Here is a 19235-nt window from a genome sequence, read left to right as displayed (position 1 = left end):
TTTCTTCATCATGTTGAGGCCTCTTTGTGATTGAGTTTCCTCTTATTTCACTGTCCTGGCAAATTAGACCACTACAGACCACTACAGCGAGACAAGAAAAGGGAGTAGCTGCCGGGCTACCCCCGGCCCGCAATCTTAAATAACGTACGAAATCATTTGAAAATCAAGTTCTTAGCAGTGCGCAATTCTGATGTGTAACGCATTTTACGGTATGTTAAGAACGCCGCTGGATTCCAGCCAAAAGCACGCTGGAATGACGTAAATTAGATTGTCCGTAAATCAAAGAGTCCTTAGCTCGGTTAAGCAAGTATGATAGACTCATAATCATAAGCTCATCACCCTACCCTGATCTCCCTAACCCCCTTCCCCAACTTCCGTCTCAACAAAGTCCGCAACGTCACCCCATCCGCATACCCCACCAGCCCCGCAATCTGCTCCACACTGTGATTGGATGTCTTCAACAAATGCACCGCTTTTTCTATGCGCAAATCCTGCACATACGACACCGGTGTCTTGCCCAATACTTCATGAATACGCCGTGCCAGCGTACGCTTGCTGGTCGCCAGTGCATCGGCTGCATCATCCAGATTAAAACCCTGGTCAAGATGGCTGCGCGCCCAGCGGTCGAAGCGCTCCACCATGGGATCAGCATGCGACAGATGATCGGAAATGATATAGGCCGTCTGTGAAGGCCGGCTATCAACCACCAGGTAGCTGGCGACCAGATTTGCCAGTTCAGGGTTGCTCTGCCGTATCAGCCACAGCATCATATCCATATGGCTGAAGGCTGCGCCAGCAGTCAGAAACTGGCCGGACTGCACTATCATGTGGCTGGTGTTCAGACGTACTGTTGGATAACGCTGGCGGAACAGGGGATTGAGCCACCAGGTGGTAGTCGCATCCCGCTCGTCGAGCACTCCGCTTTCTGCCAGTACGAAAGTGCCTATGCAGGCTGCGGCAATCCGTACACCATCATCAGCCCAGCGGCGCAAGGCGGCGCTCGCGTCCTTGACATCAGGGCGTGCCAGGGCCTGCATCAAGGTATCCGGCATCTTGTAACCCAGCGCAGGAACGATGACCAGATCAGGTGCTGACACGTCATCCGCCCGCGCCACGGTTACACTCATGCCTTGCGCGGTTTGTACACGCCGCCGCATACCCACCAATGAAATCTTAAAGGGCGGTGCCGGGTTGGCCTGCATGCCCGACAATTCATTCGCCGTCGTCAGTGCATCAAGGACGATGGACAGGCCGGTATCGAAAACGCCATCAAGGGCGAGGATGTTGATGTTCATGGCTAGTTCATGGAGAAGGGTCATGGAAAACGCATGGCACGCTTATGACAAACTCATTGGCACGATTCATACCAAAGATGTCAATCGCGCCAGTATCAGGCAAGTCCTTTGATCTGTAAAGTCTCTCTTCATCGCAATCCTGCGATGCAAACATAGATTCAAGCACATGGAGATAAATCATGATCAAGCATGCCCTGTTCGCCCGTTTTGAAGCCAAACCCGGCAAAGCCGCCGATGTTGCCGCCTTTCTGGAAATGGGCCTGGCCCTGGCTAACCAGGAAAGCACCACACCTATCTGGTTTGCCCTGCAATTATCTGACAACGTATTTGGTGTTTTCGATGCGTTTGAGAATGAAGCAGGCCGGCAGGCACATTTGCAAGGACCTATCGCCCAGGCATTGATGGCGAAGTCTGAGGAATTGTTTACCGGTCCACCCAGCATAGAAAAAATCGAGGTGTTGGGCTTAAAAAATCTGGCAAGATAAGCAGAGATCGCCGCAAAGTTAATCTGGCGTTGTTGCGTCCTCTTGCCGTACTAAAGTACTGTCTGCGATGACGCGCCTAGCCGGGGGCGCCGAGCCAGTTTAACTTTGCAACAATCTCTATACCGGAATAGAAGGAGAAACCGCATGTACGAAAAAACCTTGATAGCAGGCTGGGGCGATATGGACTTTAATTCCCATATGCGTAACACAGCGTATCTCGATAAATCTGCCGATGTACGCATGATGTATTTTGCTGACTGCGGTTTCCCCATGGCCGAGTTCATGCGCTTGCGCATAGGTCCGGTCGTCATGAAAGATGAGGTCGAATACTTTCGTGAATTTCACTTGCTTGACGAAGTCACCGTCACGCTGAGCCTGGCGGGTTTGTCAGAAGATGGCAGGCGGTTCAAGATACGCAATGAATTTTTCAACAAGGGCAAACTGGCGGCACGTGTCACTTCGCTGGCAGGCTGGCTGGACCTGAATGCGCGCAAACTGGTTACGCCACCCGATAAATTATTGGAAGCGATGCGGCAAACTACCCATGCCGAAGACTTTGTGGTTCTGCCAGATAGTTCATCAACCAATTGAAGGGAACAACATGAGCATACGCATAGTCCAGCTGGGTACAGCACGCGCAGCAGATGAAGGTCTGCGCATAGGCACGGTAAGGCGGCCACCTCGGGGGGTACCCAAAGCAGAATTTGCCAGCCGCAATTATTACGATGTCTGGTTACCTAATTTGTCACCGAGTGCAAATTTGATGGCCAAAGGCAAAGCGGTCAGCACGCCTGCCGAGTGGGCCAGCTTCACCCGCAGCTTCAAGGCAGAAATGAATGAGGCAGATGCCAGCAAGGTATTGGATTTGCTGGCGGCAATGTCAAAGACGACGAATTTTTCTGTGGGTTGTTATTGCGAAGATGAGAGCCGCTGCCATCGTTCCATACTCAGACAGTTGTTAACTGAGCGTGGCGCGGAAATAAGTTAGTCGCATTTTTTCCCGCACCTGGTGGCGGCATGGCGATGGTAATCCGTCACCAAGCCATCTTGAATTTCTACATGACAGCAATCCAGTACTTTGCCCTTCAGCATGCTACGGCCACGCGCTGCCCGGCTTTTAATGGCAGACAAGCTTAGCCCTGTCTGGTCGGCCAGATGACGCAAGCTGCGGCCCTGTAATTCAGTCGCCATCAGGGTATCACGATATTTATCCGGCAGTTGCTGGATGAAGACCTGCAAGCAGCTTGCCAAGCTGGCATGCAGTTGCAGGTCGTCGGCCTGCTGTTCAGGCATGTTCTCATCGAGTTCTTCCAAGCTCACACCCTGACTGCGGTAATAATCGACCAGCGTGGTGCGGGCAGCTGCATACAACCAGCCTGTCAGGTTTTCAATCTGGCGTTTGTTCAGCAGGGCCTTGACAAAGATATCCTGCAAGATATCGTCTGCCAGGCTGGTATCGGCAATACGCCTGCGCAGGTAAGTGCGCAAGCTGGCTTGCAAGTCACCAAATGCTTTCGCCAAATCCTCGCTATTTTGTGTCAGTTGCAGCATGATTCCTTACCGGCATTGGCTGCCCTGGGGACGCAACAGGCAGCAGTTTCTATAGCATTTTCACCATTCTCCTTATGCAAGGGAATGCAGCAAGCGCCGTTTTGCGTTGCAGTGTCTTCACCAAATACCTCAGCGTCTGACATAGTGAGGAAATGTTCCCACGGCAAACCCTGGGGGTCAACTATCCAGTGTTTTTTACTATTTGCATAGCAACAAGTCGCGGCTTCCTGGTCCAGGGTCTGCGCGCCCGAAGCAGCATCAGCCAGTATCTTCAATTGCGCCAGCTCTTCAGCCGTATCAGCCTGCATGCCAAAATGATTCAGGCCAGGTACATGGCCGCGTGTGGAAATGGCAAAGTTGATGCGAGGATCATCAAGCATCCATTTCGCATAATCTGTCTGCTGCTTTGCTGGTACCTGCCCAAACAGTTGCGTGTAAAAAGCAATGCTGTGGTCCAGGTGATCTACGGCGATATGTACATGAAAGCGTTTCATTTCTTACTCCTGTCTATAAAAACAATGTGTGTGGTGTTACACAGGTATAGACGGATTTGCAGGAAAAGGTCGCAAAGAAATTTCTGGTTTATCCTGAAAATATCTTGATGTATCAGCTCAATTGCTTGCACAGCACACGATTTTCGTGTGCTTCGCCATCCATGAAAAAACTTGTGCTGCCAATGTCTGCATATCCCTGTCGGGCATAAAATTGCAATGCCCTGGCATTATGCACCCAGGGTGTCAGCCACATCAGGTCGGCACCACGCTGTATCGCGCCGGTTTCAGATGCATGTAAAAGCAGGCTACCTAGCCCCATGCGGGTAAAGGGTTCCTGCACATACAGCCGGTCGAGTTCGGCAGGATGTGTGGCAATAATTAGTCCCTGTCTGGCTCCGATTGTGACCTGAGAAAATCCCAACAGATGGCCGTCATGCTCTGCAACATGAAAGAAAGTGCCTTTCTGATCCAGCAAACTGGTGATAGCGGATACCGAAAATGAATGCAGCACTTCCCTGGCTATAGCCGGACGTATACCTGTCGTCGCATAGGTATCAAGAAAAACCTGTGTCGCCAGTATGCTCAGGCAAAGCGCATCCTCTTGCGTGGCAGGCCGTATCTGTACAGCTATACTCATATTTCATTCTGTAGTTTTGGTCACCGCTTCGATGTGATGACCATCAGGATCAACTAAAAATGCAGCGTAGTAATAAGGTCCATAGTCAGGACGCAAACCCGGTGCGCCATTATCGCTGCCACCTATGGCTAGCGCCGCCTGATGAAACTGGTCAACTGCTGTGCGCGTCACTGCGGTAAAGGCCAGATGAAAACCTGGGCCCGGTGGGCTGGCATCCGGTCTTAATTTCAGGCATAAGATATCTTCATCGTCATGCAAGCCATAACCCAGGGCGGTATCGTCCTCAAACACGCGCCTGTAACCCAAGGCACCGAGGGCAGCATCATAAAATGCACCTGCCAAGGTCAGATCGCGTACGCCCAAAGAAATGTGGTGCAACATAAAATTTTATTCCTGTTTCAAATAACATTAAAAAGCGTATCGACAAGCTGTCGTATTCAACTCAATTCGCCAAACATCCAGTACTGGCTGACATCAGCAAAGTCATCCTCAGCATGACAGAACTGCATGCCGATTTCGTTCATGTTTCCTGAAAGTGGTAATTGCCATATCTGACTAAGGCTGGTGTCGTGGATGCGCTTTGCGCTTAACTTCGTATCTGCAGCAGACACTGAAATTTTGCTCTGAAAGTAAGCCTCATCCAGGTAGATACAAATTTCGCTGGCAAACATCTGTGGCAGGCAGATCAGGCAAGTCACCCGGTAAGAACTGGCCCAGGCTGGTTTGGCACTGATCAAGTGTTCGCAGGCTTGCAATAACAGGAGGGCAATTTCGCGCTTCGTCGACTGTGTACTTTGCCTGCCTTCCAGCATGGCCCAATCGGCAGGGATTTTCCAATTCCAGTAGCATGTATTTTCTGCCAGTTCTGCGGCTGCAGGAAAATTATCCTGGAAAGAGTCCGACCATTTATGCAGGGCACGCAAGCGGCGGGGTATGCCCCTGAGTTTCTTTTCTGCTGTATGTACAGGCATGACTGCTTGTGCCTAACGGCTACTGGTCAGCACATCCGCTTCCAGCGTAGCAGCACCTGCAGCAACCAGCTCTGCCGCAATTTGCGGTATCAGGACATCAGCACTCAATTCAAGCACACGTGCCGAAGAAATAAAACAGCGGGTCTTGCCTAGCTGATTCAGGGCCTGGTCCAGGCTGAGCTGGCGCAATTCCAGCAAGATAAAAGCCAGCATTACTTTGACGGCATTGCGGGCATTACGTCGCGGGTCTGCCTGCAAATAAGCGAGGCGGGACTCGGCACGTGCCAAAGCCGCCTCTACATTGCCGAACGCCGGACCATGGCCGGGGATGACAATACGCGGCTGGAGTTCGCGTATGACTTGCAGGATGGCAGCTTGTTCAGCAAAACCGGACTCACCTTCAAGCTCGGGGAAAATAATGCCAAAGCCATTTTCCCACAGGGCATCGGCAGAGATCAGTATGCCTTCCTGTGCACAATACAGGATCATGGAATGTGGATCATGGCCAGGTGCAGACAATACCTGCCATTGCATGCCACCCAGTTGCAACTCATCGCCATGCTGTATCGCCGCGTCAAAGCTGAAGCGCTCGCAACGTTGACCAGTGGCGGCATAAGTCAAAGCCTCTTCATCCCAGACTGCAACTGCAGCTGTGTCGGCCACGGGGATCAGGGTACGGCAGCCATACAGGCGCTGCAAGCTGGCATTACCACCGCAATGATCAGAATGCAGATGAGTGTTCACCAGCAAATCGAGTTTGCGACCATCCAGAGCTTGCTGCATCAATGCCACAGTCTGCGGTGCGTGGCTCAGATAACCGCTATCCACCAGAGCTGTCTGTTGTTCATCAATGAACAGGATATTGTTCGAGGACAGCCAGCCCCGCTCAAAGACTTGCATGCTGGCAGGCAGTTGCATCATGCCTTGCCTGCTACTTTGCGTTGCTGACCATAGGGCATGGTTTGCGCAGCAGCCAATTCTGCTGATGCGAAGAAAGCATCACCTTGCAGATAAGCTTGCAGCATGTCTGTGCTATCGAAGCCCCAGAAGCAGCGGCCATCGACTACCGCAGTTGGCACGCCAAACACGCGGGCGGCAATGGCGAGTTCGCCATTACGTTTTAGCGCATCTTTGACAGCGACATCATCGAGCATGGCAGGCGTCACCTGCAACTCGTCCAGCAAGGCTTGCCAGTGTTCTGCCTGTGCCGGTATATGACCGTCACGCCAGACGAAGCGGAACAGTCTCTGTACGACGGCCTCGGTACTATCCAGAGCCAGACACAGGCGCAATAAAGGCAGGGGATTGAAAGGATGCTCGGGCAGCATGCGCAAAGGAATGCCATGTTTGTGTGCCAGCCAGGCGCAATGCTCAAAAGTCCACTGGCGCTTGGGTGCAATCTCTGCCGGGCCTTTGTTGTCCCAATGATTGAGCAGGCCAGCGAATAAAACTGGGCGGTAACTGATCTGCTCTACGCCTTGCAAACGCCCCAGCATTTCACTCTGCAAATAAGCAAAGGGAGAAATAAAATCGAAATACCAGTCCAGTTGTTTCATTAATTACCCTTTCTTCCTCAAACACTCAAGGCAGCATTCTTTGCTGTACCAGATCCCAGATTTCCAGTTTCTTGTGATTGTCGGCCTTGCTCCAGCAGATGATTTCATCGATGTTGCGATAACAGCCCGTGCACAGGCCGGTCTTGTCATCCATACGGCAAATATTGACGCAGGGTGAAGGTACGGTCGCCCCGGGTTTCATGACAAACTGGGCAGGGTCAAATTCATACAGGATATTCATGCGCGCAAAGCCACATCAGCGACGGGCGCGCCGGTCATTGTTTTCAATTGCGCAGGCGTCAGTTTGAATACCGCGTGAGGGTGACCGGCAGCTGCCCAGACATGCGCATATTGCAGCAAATCTTCGTCTATCAGCATGACAGTTTTTTCCAGATGGCCGATAGGGCAAACCCCACCTATGGCATAACCGATTTTTTCCTTGACGAAGCGGGCATCCGCCTTGCCCAAGGGGCCGACGATAGCCGCTACCTTGCTCTCATCAACACGGTTGATACCGCTGGCAACGACCATGACGGCAGCATCATCAAGCAAGCGACGGAAGACGATGGATTTGGCGATTTCTGCCACCTGGCAACCCAGACCGGCAGCGGCCTCGGCAGAAGTTTTGCCGGTTTCCGGCAACATGACGACAGTTTGATCGTGCCCCAGGCTATGCAGCAATTGGGCAACGCGCTGGGCGGTTTCAGGTAAGGCAGTATCTTTAGACATGATGCGCAGGCAAAATAAAACAAAACCTGTTTATATCACAAGCAAAGTCCGTGTGCTCAGTGTGTCTATTTAGCTGGTGAGTTCTAACCGTGCCATTCAGCAAGTAAGGCTGCATGCTGTGCTGGCACTTCAAAATATTTCATGGCAGCGCGATACTCATTGCCGCTCAGTATGGAATAAATGCAGGTTGCCTTGCAGACTACCTGGGTGCGTTGTGAAGCGTCACCGGGCTTGGGGACTTCCATCATCATCTGGTAAGTCTGCTTTTCTTTGAGGACAGCGCTGCACTGCATTTGTATGCTGCCTGAAGTAAAGTTGACTATCTTGGCTGGCACGATCTGACCAGGAAGCACCTGTATAGCACCGCGCCACGTAACGTTGGCGCGCGCAGCGTTGCGGGAATCACTCATACGGACAAATACCTGAAATGCAAATTCATGGACAGAATAAAATGATGCGGCGCGGAAACTATTATTGTACCGATTTCTGCGCTTGCCAGCAGAAACTATTTCAACTCATTTTCAACTCCTTTGCATTCTGTGCCAGCCAGTTAGCGACGCCCGCTGCCGCAACCCTGGCGGTAGCGAAACAGGCTGTCAACAAATAGCCACCCGTCGGTGCTTCCCAGTCCAGCATTTCACCTGCAAAAAACAGGCCGGGATGCTGCACCGCCATCAGGTTTTCATCCAGTGCTTCAAAGCGCAGGCCGCCAGCACTGCTGATGGCTTCATCTATGGGTCTGGTCGCCTGCAGCACCACAGGCAAAGCCTTGATAGCCTGCGCCAATAGCTTGGCTTGGGCAAAGTCCGTTTTGTCCAGACATTCATGCAACAAGGCAGTTTTTAATGCATCCAGACCCAGGCGGGTTTTCAGATGACTGGACAATGAGCGTGAACCCCGCGGATGTTCCAGTTCAGCCAGTACTTTTTCCATGGGCGTATCCGGCAGCAAATCCAGCTCCAGTACTGCCTTGCCCTGACTTTGCAATTGCTGACGCAGTGCAGCAGACAGTGCGTAAATCAGACTGCCTTCGACGCCAGTTGCGGTAATAACAAACTGCCCCTTGCGCATAGGCTGGTTACCACCCTGCACCCTGGCAGCAACTGTCAATATTGGCTGACCGGCAAACTTGTTTTTGAAAAATGTGCTCCAGTCCAGATCAAAGCCACAATTGGCTGGCTGCAAGTCTGCAACATCCAGTCCCTGCTGCCTGAGCAAGTTCACCCATGCGCCGTCCGAACCCAACCTGGCCCAACTACCGCCACCAAGCGCAAATACCTGAGCCCGTGCGGGCAGGCAGATTTCGCCATCTGGCGTGGCAAAGCGCAATTGACCTTGCTCATCCCAACCCAGCCAGCGATGCCGCATATGGAAACGCACACCTTGCTGGCGCAGGCGATGGAGCCAGGCACGCAATAAAGGGGCGGCCTTCATATCAACTGGGAACACGCGGCCTGAACTGCCGACATAGGTCTCGATACCCAAGCCTTTGACCCATGCACGCAAGGCCGTGGCATCAAACTGCCCTACCATGGGTGCCAGTTGTGCCTCGCGTTCGGCATACCGTGTCATGAAAGAGACAGAATTTTCAGAATGTGTAAGGTTCATCCCCCCCTTGCCTGCCATTAAAAACTTGCGCCCTACCGAAGGCATGGCATCATAGACATCGACAGCTATACCTCGCAGAGCCAGGGTTTCTGCCGCCATCAAACCGGCTGGCCCACCGCCAATAATGGCAACATTATCAGGCTGCCGGTGATGTGTTTTAGTCACGTATGTTTGCATAAGTTTGCGTCATAATATGGTTTTGCATGTTCTGCTTCGCTGCCGCCTTACATGCAAGCAAAGCGGATTGGTTTCTGACTGAATTCACCAGAAGTTACAACCAGGTCCCCCTATGGTCAATCTGGATCGTGCTACGCTAGACTTAGTGGTTGCTTGCATCAGCGTGATTTCCATGCTGGTCATGCTGGCGGTTTGGCATATCAACCGTGACATACCCGGCACTGGCGTCTGGGCTGCAGCTGCATCCATGATCGCACCGGCCTTTTTACTGATACGCCTGATCAATGTCATCGACATCCCGATGTCTTTGATCGTCGCCTTTAATAATTCCCTGACCCTGACCACCACCCTCCTGATGCTGGAAGGCACCCTGCGTTTTCGCGGTTATCCGTCCCAGATACGCTGGCGCTGGGGTCTGGTATTGATCCCGGCGTTTGTCTTGCTGGCATTCCTCAACCGGGACGACATGATACGCCGATATCTGTTCCACGATGTTATCGCAGCCAGCCTGATGCTGAGCACGGCTTTTATATTAATCTGGAAAACCCGCGACCTGGACTTGCTGGCAGCCTGCATAGGGGCGATTTCCCTCATCATCATGGCAGCCGGTTTCATCATGCGCTGGCATCTGGCTTTTATTTCTAACAACAATGCAGAACTGGCCAAACATCCATTACTGAACTTCATCTATCTGATCGTGGTGTTGTGCCTGCTGGGCTGGACTTATGGCGTCAGCGTCTGCTGCAATCTGCGCGCCCAGAAAAGCATACTGGAAATGGCCAGGGAAGATGCCCTGACTGGCTTGCCAAACCGCCGTCATGTTGATGAGATGCTGGACAAAGCCATCGCCCAGAGTGGCCGCAACCAGCAAGGCTTTGGCTTTATCCTGATCGATCTGAATCATTTCAAGTCAGTCAATGACCGCTTTGGTCATCAGGCTGGTGATTTGTTACTCAAAGAAGTCGCCAGACGCCTTAAAAGCTTCTGCCGCCACGCCGACTTCGTTGGCCGCATAGGCGGCGATGAATTCGTTGCCCTGACCTTTGGCATCAACCAGGCATCCCAGCTGGACAGCACGCTGCTGCGCCTGAAAAAAATCCTGGAAGGCCCCTGCACCATACAAGGCCACAGTGTAGAAGTCGAAGCCGCCTTGGGCAGCGCCCTCTTCCCCACCGACGGCCGCAGCGCCGACAAACTAATGCAAACCGCCGACCAACGCATGTACATCGACAAGTCAGTGCCAGAAAGCATACTCGCTGCGATAACGCAAAGAGCTTAAAAAACAAAAGCCGGACATCCGGCTTTAAACACTCAGCAATTTTTTAATAGGTCTGAGTAAGCGTAGCGAGCGACGTGAGTTTGGGTTAAGAAGCGCAATCGTACTTTAGTACGATGACGAATTTGCGAATCAGCAGACCCAAAATCGCGCCGCGCAGTAGCTTAATCTGGCCTATTTTGACCAGAACTTTTGATAGTGCGTGCGGAAATCGTTTGCCGGCTCAAACATATTCTTTTGTCCACCGTCATACGCAATATTCTGCGCTGTCACCAAATGCAAGGCACTCACATAGTTGCTATGCTCGGCAGCAGAAAAAGCGCGATTCATTTCATCCACGATTTGCCAGGCATGCATGGACAAAGGTTCAGGCACAGTCGCAGTTTGCAGGCTATTGGCGCGTATGCGCTTGTAGGCGGTAGGTGAACCGTCACCAGCGGAAACAGCAACCAGCTTGTTACTTGCCACCAGGCTTGCTGTGGTTGGCACTTCCAGCAAGTCAAAATAGAAATCATTGACACCGATGACATGCGTCCACTTGGCACCATGACGCTTGACCAGACTTTCGGCTACGGCCTTCATCTTGATATGTGCTTCTGCCAGAGGTACGTCTTCCAGACTCAGTAATTTACAGCCTTCACACTGGCGTATGGTTTCAACGATGGCGGTGGATTTGGCCAGCAGGTAGGGATTCGAAGAGTCGGTAAATACCACGATGCCAGCTTTATTATTGGAATCGACCACGGTATACAAGGCTGCCAGTTGCCCGACTTCTTTGGGATTGGTGCCGATATTGGTAAACAAGCCATCGGTCGGACCATTCTTGACCGACGCATGCCAGCCAACCACGGGAACCTTGGCCTTGGCTGCTGCAGCCATACCCTTGCTTTGACTTGTGACGTCCACACCTGCCAGTATGATGCCATCGGCTTTCATATCCAGCGCCTGGCTGATAATCAGTGCCCCCTGATTGCAACGGCCACGACAATTGATGGGCAAGACTTCCCAGCCGGCACTGGCGCTGGCTTCTCGCACACTGTTGAAGACACCACTGACGCCTGCATCACTCATGTCTGCAGCAATAAAGATGATTTTCTTTTTCTTTTGCAGTGCAGGTCCATCAACCGGGCCTTCCCAGCGATTCTTGAGAGACGCAGCTCTGGCCACTTTGGCGTTGGCGCGGCTGAGAAATTGCATGGGATTTTCTTGTGCGGCAGCGGCACTAATAAAGCTGAACACAACAAATAACGCGGTCAAGCACTTACTTTTGGTAGCAGTCATGATTCTTGGCAGGTCAGGTTGGTAACGAAAATCTGCATACGCACGTAGCGCACACACAAACTTTAATTTTTTCGATTGAAACAAATACTTACAACTGCGCAATGATTATTGCAGAAAAAAGCGTCAAGTAAATAGAGTTTCCGTACCAAGGGGCCAGCGTCGAATATTAAGCATTAAAACGATTGATATAAAGAATAAAATTTTCCACAAGTAAAAATTTCCTGTGGAAAATTTCATTCTTTTTAACAACACCTACTATGACGAACCAATTAACAACAGTTCAAGCTGCACCAATTTGGGTTCATCCGGGTTCAAATCACTGCTTATTGTGTGATTTTCGTATGAATATCACGTAAGTTCCGTTTGAATACTGCTTGAACATCGCTTGAATACCATATATCGGGCTGCTTACTCCCAATGTACATCTGCCGAACCCATGCGTTCTACATTCCTTTTTGCCGGGTTGCCCATGACATGGACATCGCCACTACCTGTGACCTTGAGCTTGATCTCCTGGCTGGCAAATACTTTGCTGCTGGATGAACCGGTGGAATTCAGATTGACTACCGCACTTTTCAATGCCGCCGCTTTCAAATCGCCTGAGCCCGATATTTTGACATTGAAGTTTTTAACCTGGCCTTTGACGATGCTGTCGCCAGAGCCGTTGGAAGTAAGTTCCAGCAAATCGCTGTTACCCACACCCAGATTCAGGTCGCCACTGCCATTCAGGCTGGCAAATACCTGCTGATACTCGCCATCCAGATTGATATTGCCAGAGCCGTGCAAGCTTACTTCGAGCTTGTTGCCTTTAAAACCTTTGATGACGGCATCGCCACTGCCAGAAGTCTGCAGTTTTTCCAGATTAGGCAAACTCAGCTCTATCCTGCTTTGCTCGGTTTTTCCTACCGAGATATAAATCCCGCGTGTGCCTACGTAAAGAGTATTGCCTTCCAGCCTGGTGGTCACCCGTGACACCAGTTTGGCATCACCCTTGACCAGCAACTCTGGCGTTGCTGCCTGTTTCAGCGCCAGATCGATCGGGCCACTGAGTACAATATTAACGATGGATGCAGTGACGGGGCGAACTTCACTGGCAGCAGAACCGGTGCTGACGACATTGCTGGCATGGGCCCTGATAAAGACCACGCTGGATGCTGTCAAAACCACGGCCAGACCCAACATGCCTATACCTGTGCGAATGATGTTTTTCATTTTTTTCTCCTGAAGCTAAATGAAACCAAAAAAACTGAGTGAAACTAAAAAAAGTAAATTTGCTGTGTGCTGGCCTATCAGGCTGCATGACCAAGCTGCAGTTGCGACAAGTTCCAGCGTAAATAGTGTTTAAAGCCGATGAAGGTATATTTGGTCATGAACATGCTCAACATCATCAAAACGATGGAGCCCAGCAACAAACCCAGTCCTGTGAATAATTTGGTGCCGGAAAAGTGATTGCCAACCTCTATATGCAATTTTTCTGTCTGGGTTTCTGTCCTTACTGTACGTGTGACTGCAGATGCGGACGCTGCAGATGAAGCAACAGATGATGCAGGAGATGACGCAACTACGGCAGCTGCCTGGTCATTGTCATCCTGCTTTTCGCCGTCAATCAGGATACCTGTTTCAGTCACATCAACCCTGACATTATGTTTATGCATGCGATGATTATCATTGCGATTGTGCACATAGTGCCTGCCAGCAGGTATATCAACGCTGAACTGTTCTACCCCGGAGATGCTGGCGGCAGTAATACCTATGCCTGCCACATACATCACCAGTGCAACTATATAAGCAGAGCACAAGAGGCTGAAGTAGGCCACGGCAGGTATCAGCATGAACAGATTGAAGATCATCAGGCCGATCAGGGCAACCAGCAAACCGGCGACATTACCCAGACTGAAATTTGTTTTTAATGCTTCATAACGTGTGCTGGCTCTCTTTTGCGCCGCCAGCAATTCAGGTTTGGGCAGGCCGGCAGCAATTTCTTCTTCCGACTTGCCGGCAACCATGGCATCAACAAACTTGCGCTCATATTCCCACATGGTGTCTTCAATAATACTGGCGGGCAAGCCATCCAGGGCCTGACGCAGCGCGTTCATATATGCAGTCTTGTTCATTGCCGTCTCCCGTTCTTGAATTTGGTATGCTCAGAATAAGCAAAGCAAAGCGAGGCAGCCACCGACATGCGACAGTGCGCAAATTTCTGGGGATAAACTGCGAAACCCGGGGATAGTCCGCGGCCATCTGCTACAGCAAAAGAAGGAGATAATAGTAGTTTGCTATGACATGTGCATGTCTGCCACACGTCAACCACATGTCAGACACTTGCCAGCTAGCAGACAGGGTATGGGACTGGTGTTGCATTATTATCCAGCCATTCCTGCAAATGAATGGTATCTTCGCCCAGCAAATGCAGGCCCAGGCGGCTGCGACGCCAGAGTATATCTTCTACCGTGCGCGCCCATTCGTGGCTGACCAGATAGGCTGCTTCGGCAGTATATAAGCCAGGCACCAGCATCTCGCCCATATCAGCCAGCGAATATTTATCTTTCAATAAGACATGGATGCGGCTGCCATAGGCGTGAGCGTAGCGCTCTGCCAGATGGGGTGGCAACCAGGCATATTGCTGCTGGCATTGTTGTATGAACAAGTGAAATTCGCTGACAGCGCGGTTTTCCGGGGATGCACCATAGATATCGCCACCGGGCAGGCAGGCATGCTCAGTCCAGGCGGAGTTGGCATTGTTGAGCAGGGGGGCCAGCATGGACAGGGCTTCTTCTGCCAGTTTGCGGTAAGTAGTGATCTTGCCGCCAAACACGTTCAGCACTGGCGCACCGGCGGTATCGAGCTCCAGACTGTAGTCGCGGGTCAGGGCGGCCGCTTTTTCCTTGCCCGCCCCGACGGCTTCTTCCACCAGCGGGCGCACGCCGGAATATGACCACAGCACATCGGCAGGGCTGACGGACTGTGTAAAATAATGGCTAGCCAGCCCACACAGATAGGCAATCTCATCCGCACTGATCGCGACCTCATCCAGCGAGCCCTGGTAATCCAGATCTGTCGTACCTATCAAGGTAAAGTCTTGCTCATAGGGTATGGCAAACACGATACGGCCATCAGGATGCTGGAAGATATAGGCATAAGGATGATGAAACAGGCGCCGCACAACAATATGGCTGCCCTTGATCAGCCTCAGGGTCTTTGCCGCCCCCTGATGCAAGACTTGCTGCAGAGTGTTGACTGCCCAGGGGCCACTGGCATTCACCAGACTACGGCTTTGTACCATCATCATGCTGCCATCAGCCTTTTGCAATTGCACCAACCAGTGCTCATCTTGCCGTCTGGCCGAGACGCAACGGGTGCGCGTCATGATGGTGGCGCCTTTTTCTGCAGCCTGCATGGCATTCAGCACAACCAGGCGGGCATCATTGACCCAGCCATCGGAATAGGCAAAACCACGGCGAAAGTCAGCCAGCAAGGGTTGCCCGGCAATATGTTGTTGCAAATTGATGGACTCAGCACCCGGCAGCAATTCGCGCTTTGCCAGATGATCATATAAGAACAAGCCTGCCCTGATCATCCAGGCCGGGCGCTGTCCTTTGTCATGTGGCATGACAAAACGCAAAGGACTGATGATATGCGGCGCAGATCGCATGAGTACCTCGCGCTCTTGCAAAGCCTTGCGCACCAGGCCAAATTCATAATATTCAAGGTAACGCAAACCGCCATGGATGAGCTTGGTCGATGCTGATGAAGTATGTGAGGCCAGATCATCTTTTTCACACAAGAGTACGCTCAGGCCACGCCCGGCAGCATCGCGCGCTATGCCAGCGCCATTGATGCCACCGCCGATGACGAGTACATCGACTTCTGGCATGGCGGCTTGACTCTTCATTTTTTGACCAGATGATTCGGTAACCAGCCTATACCATGCGCGTGCAGGCTTTGGATATACAAGCGGTCCTCGGTTTCGGTAACACCTGTAGTTTCCGGGTAGTGTCCGGTCGGGTCTTGTAAATCTGCAACGATTTTGCCAGCTTCATTGAAAGCCAGCACATGGCCATAGGCGGGTGGCACGGGCCATAGTACACGCGGCAAACGCAGCGTAATGCTGCGCAGCCAGGGTTTTTCTGCCATGTTATCAATCGCCGCGCCACGCGGTTTGGCCAGCCCCAGCCAGATACGTCCATCACGGCCACGCATGAGATTGTCCGGGTAGCCTGGCAAATCGCGCAGCAAAATGCTGGCCAGTTTTTTATCTGGCTTGCTCTTCAGATGCAACTCCTGAGCGTTGATGGAAATTTTCCAGATACGGTATTCACCGGTTTCAGCCACGATGAGGTTTTGTTCATCGGCGCTGAGTGCCAGACCATTGGCGAAACACAGGCCATCGGCAATGACGTGCGTCTGTTTAGTGGCGGGATCATATTCCAATACCCGTCCGGTAGAAGAATGTTCAAGAATGTCGAGTACGCTGGCATGGAAGGTGCCGCCGGATTCTTTGGCACCAAAGCGCTGGCTGGCATCGGTGAAATAAATCTTGCCAGTCTTGGCAACCACCACGGCATCAGCGTACAAGATAGGGCTGTCGCCGATTTTGTCGGTAAGGACAGTGATTTGCTTGTCAGGGGAAATCAAGAGTATGCCGCGGAAGGCATCTGCGGCAATCATATTGCCTGCAGCATCAAACATGAAACCCAATACCCGCCCGCCAGTATTCACCCAGACTTCGCGCTGGCTGCCATCGGCCTGCATGCGCAGAATCGCACCGGATGTGACGGCGGCATACAGCTTGCCATCCGGGCCTATGGCGATATGCTCAGGTCCGGTTTCTTCACCTATCTCTATGGTTTTCAGGGCTGCCAGCTTTTCATTGCGTGCATGCGGTGGCGAATAACCTGCAAAAGGTGTCGCCTGCCAGGCAACTGGATTGATGGGCACAGGTGCCAGCAAGAGGTAGGCGGCCAGGATCGCCACCAGGGCAAGTATCAGCAATAGCAGGCGTATGATCCATTTTTTCAACACTCATCTCCTTGCAGTTCAGGACAGCGCGACAAGACTTCCCACAGGGAAATCCAGGCAAGCCTGTATTTTGCACTGCCTGAATAATATTTTGATATTTATTTTAGAGGGATGTTGCAAGGAGGCAGACAAAAACAAACTAGAACTCAACCGTGGCAACGTACGGCATCATAAGTACGCAGCCAGGTCATTTGCAAAATCCGGGCATCATTGCTGGCCCGGTGGCGGGAAATATGCAGATCTTCCTCTACCTGATCCTTGGTCGCATGCCACAGGCTTTCTTGCTGTGGACTGATGATTTCGCGCAAGTCCGCCAGACGAAAACTCGGCACCCTGTCAGCGGCATCATATAAGAGTGCCATCCAGACGTAGTCCTGCGTCCAGCCATCGGTATACACCGTCATGCCTGCCAGTTGGGTATTGAGTTGCTCAGTCACCAGACTGGCTGACTTGCCTCTTTCCACCAGTATCTCCCGCGGGATGCGGTGGATGCGGGCGGCATGTATATCCCAGTGCTGCCAGTCAGACTCTGGCCTGATAAGCGTGCACCAGCCTTCGCCATGACGACGCGAGTAGCCTACCTCGATAGGGTAGCTACCTTTGCCAAAGCCTGAGGCTTCGAAGTCAATCACGATAGGCACGGTCATCATTGCATGTACTCCGCTGGGTGACGGTGAGTGATGCTGGATAAAACTGGGTAAATATCCTGACGCATCGCAAAACGGGGATAGTCTGGTCAGGCTCAAGGACTCAAGGTTTTACTATCCGTGCGACTTCATTTTTCTACGAATATCCGCCTCATGCAAGTTTTTGCATAAAATTTTGGAGGTTCGTACCTGTATTTAAAGATATTTCATGAATATGTCGCAATTTATAGCCTGGATATATGAATATTCGTGAACATTTGGCCCAGGCGCATGTCGAACAGCAGACCTCACCTGCTGATGCGCTGCCAAATGATAAAAATACTGGTAAGCTCAGCGACTTGTTTTGTACATGCTAAAAAAGGAACCTATGCGCTTCTTACGCTTACTGCTTATTACCCTGGGCTTTGTCTCTGCGACAGCGCTCGCCTCGCCTGCTGCACTAAAAGAAGGTGCCGATTTCATCAGCCTGAAAAACCCGCAAACCACGCAGGCCACGGGTAAGAAAATTGAAGTCATAGAATTCTTCATGTATCACTGCCCGGCCTGTAACGCGTTGGAGCCCACCATCAATGAATGGGTAAAAAAACAGGGTGACAATATCGTTTTCCGCCGCATCCATTTGCCACTGACGGGTGAAAAAGATCCCGAAGCGCATCTGTTCCTGACTCTGGAAGCGATGAATCTGGAAGCCAGCCTGCATGCCAAAGTACTGGCAACCTGGCATGTAGAAAGAAGTCGCCTGACCAGTGATGATGACAATACAGCATGGGCCGTCAAGAACGGCATCGATAAAGCCAAGTTCCTGAGTTTTTATAATTCATTCTCGGTCATGGGCAAGCTGAAAAGCCTGGGCAAGCTGGTTGCCAGCTATCAGGTAGACAGTACACCAACCTTTATCGTGGATGGCCGCTTCCTGACCAATCCTTCCATGATAGGTGGGGCAAATCCGAATATTCCACGCGAACAGCTGGGCGTAGCTACCATGCAAGTGCTGGAAAGCTTGATGGCGAAGAGCAAGAAATAAATTAGCTACAAGCAAAACAAAAAAAGCTCAGGACTTTTAATCCTGAGCTTTTTTGCTTTTTTTACCCGCTGGTTTTACTTATCAATGACAGTCTTGCCTATCGGTGCCACAGCTATCGCTGCCAGCTTCAGGTGCTGGATACCAAAAGGTATGCCTATGATGGTGACAAAGCAAAACAATGCAGACATCAAATGTGCCAATGCCAGCCAGAGACCGGCAAAGATGAACCAGATGATATTGCCTATCATGCCCAGTGCCCCGGTACCTATGTCTTCTTGTCCGCTGACATCAGCCCGGTTCACGACTTCTTTACCAAAAGGCATGAAACTCAGTTGCCCTATGACAAAACAAGCCCTGCCCCATGGTATGCCTATGATGCTGATAAACGCGACCAGGCCCGCAAACCACCACGCCAGTCCGGTGACGAAGCCACCCAAAATCAACCACAGGATATTGCCTAATAAACTCATCGCTACTTCTCCTTA

At 51.5% G+C, this 19235-nt stretch carries 24 protein-coding genes; 5 read left to right on the top strand and 19 right to left on the bottom strand.

The window, feature by feature from the left end; genetic code table 11:
- Window positions 1–335 precede the first annotated feature (335 nt).
- A complete protein-coding gene (locus tag AC3WQT_RS26420; protein ID WP_492708623.1) occupies window positions 336–1295 on the bottom strand; it encodes a GlxA family transcriptional regulator in 960 nt (319 codons plus the stop codon).
- Between the two features lie 179 nt (window positions 1296–1474).
- Between AC3WQT_RS26420 and AC3WQT_RS26415 the strand changes: the two genes are divergently transcribed.
- The 3 genes from AC3WQT_RS26415 to AC3WQT_RS26405 all read left to right on the top strand — a co-directional run bounded on the left by AC3WQT_RS26415 (window position 1475) and on the right by AC3WQT_RS26405 (window position 2768).
- Window positions 1475–1780 carry a putative quinol monooxygenase gene (locus tag AC3WQT_RS26415; RefSeq protein WP_492708621.1) on the top strand — a complete coding sequence of 102 codons (306 nt, stop codon included), beginning with the start codon at window positions 1475–1477 and terminating at the stop codon, window positions 1778–1780.
- Between the two features lie 144 nt (window positions 1781–1924).
- Window positions 1925–2371, top strand: coding sequence for a thioesterase family protein (locus AC3WQT_RS26410; protein WP_492708620.1), 447 nt, complete (start codon window positions 1925–1927; stop codon window positions 2369–2371).
- A 10-nt stretch (window positions 2372–2381) separates the two neighbouring features.
- Complete coding sequence (locus tag AC3WQT_RS26405) at window positions 2382–2768, top strand: DUF488 domain-containing protein (protein WP_492708618.1); 387 nt, start codon at window positions 2382–2384, stop codon at window positions 2766–2768.
- On the opposite strand, the gene AC3WQT_RS26400 is transcribed toward AC3WQT_RS26405, so the two are convergent.
- The 11 genes from AC3WQT_RS26400 to AC3WQT_RS26350 all read right to left on the bottom strand — a co-directional run bounded on the left by AC3WQT_RS26400 (window position 2765) and on the right by AC3WQT_RS26350 (window position 9503).
- On the bottom strand, window positions 2765–3331 hold the full coding sequence (locus AC3WQT_RS26400; protein ID WP_492708616.1) for a sigma-70 family RNA polymerase sigma factor: 567 nt from the start codon (window positions 3329–3331) through the stop codon (window positions 2765–2767). The genes AC3WQT_RS26405 and AC3WQT_RS26400 overlap by 4 nt on opposite strands.
- Complete coding sequence (locus tag AC3WQT_RS26395; RefSeq protein WP_492708614.1) at window positions 3319–3825, bottom strand: ArsI/CadI family heavy metal resistance metalloenzyme; 507 nt, start codon at window positions 3823–3825, stop codon at window positions 3319–3321. Before AC3WQT_RS26395 ends, AC3WQT_RS26400 begins: the two co-directional genes overlap by 13 nt.
- Window positions 3826–3937: 112 nt before the next feature.
- Window positions 3938–4462 carry a GNAT family N-acetyltransferase gene (locus AC3WQT_RS26390; protein ID WP_492708612.1) on the bottom strand — a complete coding sequence of 175 codons (525 nt, stop codon included), beginning with the start codon at window positions 4460–4462 and terminating at the stop codon, window positions 3938–3940.
- Window positions 4463–4465: 3 nt separating this feature from the next.
- Entirely contained in the window at window positions 4466–4843 is a 378-nt protein-coding gene (locus AC3WQT_RS26385) for a VOC family protein (RefSeq protein ID WP_492708610.1), read from the bottom strand.
- 56 nt (window positions 4844–4899) lie between these two features.
- Complete coding sequence (locus AC3WQT_RS26380) at window positions 4900–5433, bottom strand: DUF3916 domain-containing protein (RefSeq protein WP_492708608.1); 534 nt, start codon at window positions 5431–5433, stop codon at window positions 4900–4902.
- A 12-nt stretch (window positions 5434–5445) separates the two neighbouring features.
- Window positions 5446–6354, bottom strand: coding sequence for an MBL fold metallo-hydrolase (locus tag AC3WQT_RS26375; RefSeq protein ID WP_492708606.1), 909 nt, complete (start codon window positions 6352–6354; stop codon window positions 5446–5448).
- Window positions 6351–6989, bottom strand: coding sequence for a 2-hydroxychromene-2-carboxylate isomerase (locus AC3WQT_RS26370; RefSeq protein ID WP_492708604.1), 639 nt, complete (start codon window positions 6987–6989; stop codon window positions 6351–6353). The genes AC3WQT_RS26375 and AC3WQT_RS26370 overlap by 4 nt, the downstream gene beginning before the upstream one ends.
- A gap of 25 nt (window positions 6990–7014) precedes the next feature.
- Window positions 7015–7230, bottom strand: a complete 216-nt coding sequence (locus tag AC3WQT_RS26365; RefSeq protein WP_423010149.1) for a DUF1289 domain-containing protein — start codon at window positions 7228–7230, stop codon at window positions 7015–7017.
- The gene (locus tag AC3WQT_RS26360) at window positions 7227–7718 is read right to left on the bottom strand and encodes a YbaK/EbsC family protein (RefSeq protein ID WP_492708602.1); all 492 of its coding nucleotides are present in this window, start codon (window positions 7716–7718) and stop codon (window positions 7227–7229) included. The genes AC3WQT_RS26365 and AC3WQT_RS26360 overlap by 4 nt, the downstream gene beginning before the upstream one ends.
- Before the next feature lie 83 nt (window positions 7719–7801).
- A complete protein-coding gene (locus tag AC3WQT_RS26355) occupies window positions 7802–8128 on the bottom strand; it encodes a hypothetical protein (protein ID WP_492708600.1) in 327 nt (108 codons plus the stop codon).
- 100 nt (window positions 8129–8228) lie between these two features.
- Window positions 8229–9503: a TIGR03862 family flavoprotein gene (locus AC3WQT_RS26350; RefSeq protein ID WP_492708598.1), complete on the bottom strand. Its 1275-nt coding sequence runs from the start codon at window positions 9501–9503 to the stop codon at window positions 8229–8231.
- A gap of 112 nt (window positions 9504–9615) precedes the next feature.
- On the opposite strand from AC3WQT_RS26350, the gene AC3WQT_RS26345 reads away from it, so the two are divergent.
- On the top strand, window positions 9616–10782 hold the full coding sequence (locus tag AC3WQT_RS26345) for a GGDEF domain-containing protein (protein ID WP_492708596.1): 1167 nt from the start codon (window positions 9616–9618) through the stop codon (window positions 10780–10782).
- 171 nt (window positions 10783–10953) lie between these two features.
- Here the strand turns inward: AC3WQT_RS26345 and AC3WQT_RS26340 are convergent, their stop codons facing one another.
- From AC3WQT_RS26340 to AC3WQT_RS26315, 6 genes are all read right to left on the bottom strand, one after another.
- Complete coding sequence (locus AC3WQT_RS26340) at window positions 10954–11976, bottom strand: substrate-binding domain-containing protein (RefSeq protein WP_492708594.1); 1023 nt, start codon at window positions 11974–11976, stop codon at window positions 10954–10956.
- A gap of 492 nt (window positions 11977–12468) precedes the next feature.
- A complete protein-coding gene (locus AC3WQT_RS26335; RefSeq protein WP_492708592.1) occupies window positions 12469–13272 on the bottom strand; it encodes a head GIN domain-containing protein in 804 nt (267 codons plus the stop codon).
- 77 nt (window positions 13273–13349) lie between these two features.
- Entirely contained in the window at window positions 13350–14174 is an 825-nt protein-coding gene (locus AC3WQT_RS26330; protein WP_492708590.1) for a DUF1700 domain-containing protein, read from the bottom strand.
- Between the two features lie 215 nt (window positions 14175–14389).
- Window positions 14390–15952, bottom strand: coding sequence for a glycerol-3-phosphate dehydrogenase (gene glpD / locus AC3WQT_RS26325; protein ID WP_492708588.1), 1563 nt, complete (start codon window positions 15950–15952; stop codon window positions 14390–14392).
- Window positions 15949–17082 carry an SMP-30/gluconolactonase/LRE family protein gene (locus tag AC3WQT_RS26320; RefSeq protein WP_492708586.1) on the bottom strand — a complete coding sequence of 378 codons (1134 nt, stop codon included), beginning with the start codon at window positions 17080–17082 and terminating at the stop codon, window positions 15949–15951. Before AC3WQT_RS26320 ends, glpD begins: the two co-directional genes overlap by 4 nt.
- A gap of 143 nt (window positions 17083–17225) precedes the next feature.
- A complete protein-coding gene (locus AC3WQT_RS26315) occupies window positions 17226–17729 on the bottom strand; it encodes a hypothetical protein (RefSeq protein ID WP_492708584.1) in 504 nt (167 codons plus the stop codon).
- Window positions 17730–18093: 364 nt separating this feature from the next.
- Here AC3WQT_RS26315 and AC3WQT_RS26310 point away from each other — a divergent pair, with 364 nt between their 5' ends.
- A complete protein-coding gene (locus AC3WQT_RS26310) occupies window positions 18094–18750 on the top strand; it encodes a thiol:disulfide interchange protein DsbA/DsbL (protein ID WP_492708582.1) in 657 nt (218 codons plus the stop codon).
- A gap of 74 nt (window positions 18751–18824) precedes the next feature.
- Here AC3WQT_RS26310 and AC3WQT_RS26305 read toward each other — a convergent pair whose 3' ends face one another.
- Window positions 18825–19220, bottom strand: coding sequence for a YccF domain-containing protein (locus AC3WQT_RS26305; protein WP_492708580.1), 396 nt, complete (start codon window positions 19218–19220; stop codon window positions 18825–18827).
- Window positions 19221–19235: the final 15 nt, after the last annotated feature.

The organism is Undibacterium sp. FW305-107 (genome assembly GCF_058788535.1).
This window is presented reverse-complemented; position numbering and strand designations above follow the sequence as displayed.